The 2,470-nt window shown below is 31.2% G+C and carries 2 protein-coding genes; one reads left to right on the plus strand and one right to left on the minus strand.

Annotation, left to right across the window (positions count from 1 at the left end; genetic code table 11):
- Positions 1–614 precede the first annotated feature (614 nt).
- Positions 615–1,796, minus strand: coding sequence for a Tsr0667 family tyrosine-type DNA invertase (locus JZY04_RS20870; protein ID WP_005783269.1), 1,182 nt, complete (start codon positions 1,794–1,796; stop codon positions 615–617).
- Positions 1,797–2,249: 453 nt separating this feature from the next.
- Here JZY04_RS20870 and JZY04_RS20875 point away from each other — a divergent pair.
- Positions 2,250–2,470 (plus strand): carboxypeptidase-like regulatory domain-containing protein (locus JZY04_RS20875; RefSeq protein WP_220575499.1); only part of this gene is annotated, 221 nt, incomplete at its 3' end.

Below are 2,470 nucleotides of genomic sequence, written 5' to 3' on the forward strand. Positions count from 1 at the left end.
TGCAAAGTCTTTGCAGAACTATAATTGTACTATAAACTGTTTATTATCAGCATTTTATAAAAGACACAGAGAACTTGTGCTTATACGACAATATCAATGGATATATGTTTGAATATCAAACCCATATGATAACAGTACTAACAATAAAAGCTGAATGATTCCTATATCGATCTCCCACTATTGTACACGTAATCCGCTTATTGTAAGTGAAATATAGATTAAAAAGTATACGATTGAAAAAAGAATGTTATACTCAATAGTTCCAAACGAAAAAAAAAGTCATAAAGCAGTCTATTATTATTTTACATAAATGGTTTAGAAATGAAAAAGGATAATTACTAATTTGATATTTATATAAAAACAGAGAATGCCAACCTAAATTTCCTTATAATAGGATTAATAAACTTATGTATTTAATAAACAGCCAATTAAACCGTTCACATTTTGCATGTAGGAAGTTAGTTTTAACATGATGTTAAAACTAACTTCCTACATGCAAAGAATTAGTGATTTTCAATCAGAAAACAAGTTCTTTATAGAAGCGGTACTTGCGAACTGTGATTCGTGTTAACAATGTTAATAGCCAATACATCTACGTAAGGCACAAATCTCTGTTACATGTAAGATACTTTGCGATTATTTTTAGACTTTTCTAAGTCTCGTACAATAGTTATGTCCATTATATTAGTATAAACTTGAGTTGTCTTCACGCTTTTATGTCCCAATAGCTTTTGTACAGTAGTAATATTGACTCCACTGTATATTAATAATGTAGCATTGGTATGGCGAGCGGTATGGAACGAAATACGTTTATTCAACCCTGATAATTTTGCTATGATCAATAATTCCTTATTCACATTTGAATTATCTCTAAGCTTAAAAAAATCAGCAAGATTATCCTGATATTTATTCAAGACTTCTATTCCTTTTCCCTCAAATAAAAGATAAAGCGGAAGGCGTACTTCCGTATTCGTTTTCACAGATTTATAAATAAGCCAGGTTTCCTGATGCATTTTCACTATGTTTTCAGGGGATAAGTTGGTGAAGTCAGAATATCGTAATCCTGCATAACAACAAAAGAGGAAAGCATCTTTTGTCTTTTCCAGTTTCATAAACCGACCATCCAATTCCAAACTTTCAATCTTTCCTAATTCTTCTGGAGAAAGGTGAGTATGGCTGTTTTCGATACTTTTAATTTTATATTTTCTAAAGGCATATTTCTGTATCTCCATATATTCTTTATTTATGGCTACATTGATATGTCTTTTCAAATGTTTCATGTGCTTCGCAATGGTATTGGTGTGATACCCTTTTTGCTGGAGGTAATGATCAAATGAGGATATAAATTCAAATGTCAGATCTGAGAATGACACATCTTTCTTATAGCCTCTCAATAACTCCAAAGTTGATAAATGGTTACGTTTGGTACTCTCCTTCAATGAAGATTTGGCTATTTCGTTGCGGAAGAACGCAATAAACGAAGTTCCATCATCCTGACTTTCCATTGAATTTTTTAGTGAATCCAATGAAATTTGTTTTCCCTGTTGCCACAATCCCAGTTCTTTCTTCTCTATTTCTGCCATGAACTCATAGAGCATGTGATTGATAGCATCCGCATTAGGGTGGTTTTTAACCATCCTTTTCTTGAAATCCCATTGGTCAGGACTCAAGTAAACCTTGGTAGAAAAATATTTCTTCTTCCTGTTTAAGTAAGCCTCAACCTGTACCAACGCCATCCCTTTTTTGTTCAGGCTCTTTTTTCTATTATACACTAAACTGTAAATAATTTTATCCATTTCCTTTATTTTTAATTAATACTATGGACAAATAAGACGTGCATAGACTCAATATTAGAATTGAATAAGATTTAATATCTGCTAAAACCTGCTATTTTTTATATAGAAATAACTAATTTGTATTTTTAAAAAGTGGCTAATTTATATTTATAAAAACTTCCTTAACAGAAAAACGAGCACTATTTTTGCTCATATTAAGCCTTGAATATACAAAAATGGACCAAAATACATATTATTAGCACCTGCAACATGTTAGCAATACAAACCTCGTTTACGTTTTTTAAGGCGTATTTCTATGTTATTAGACATAAAATTGCGCATTTAGATAACGATTTGTTATATTTGCAAGGTTTTTTTATAGAAATAATTGTTCGTTTCATATTTCTTAATATATTTGCATTTTGTTAGAGTAAAGAAACAATTAATGTAAAGTTAAACTTTAAGAGAGAATTTATGAAAAGAAAATTAATGCTGTTATTGACTTGCCTTTTTATAGGTATAGGTCTAGTAACCGCCCAAACTCAGAAGGCAACAGGTGTTGTTATTTCTGAAGAAGATGGGCAACCAGTTGTTGGAGCCTCTGTATTAGCTAAGGGCACCACTGTAGGTGTTATTACTGATCTAAATGGTAAATTTACGTTATCTGGTATACCAAGTTCTGCAAAGACTTTGCA

The organism is Bacteroides sp. 11BF (assembly GCF_019633765.1).
Taxonomy (GTDB): Bacteria; Bacteroidota; Bacteroidia; order Bacteroidales; family Bacteroidaceae; genus Bacteroides; species Bacteroides hominis.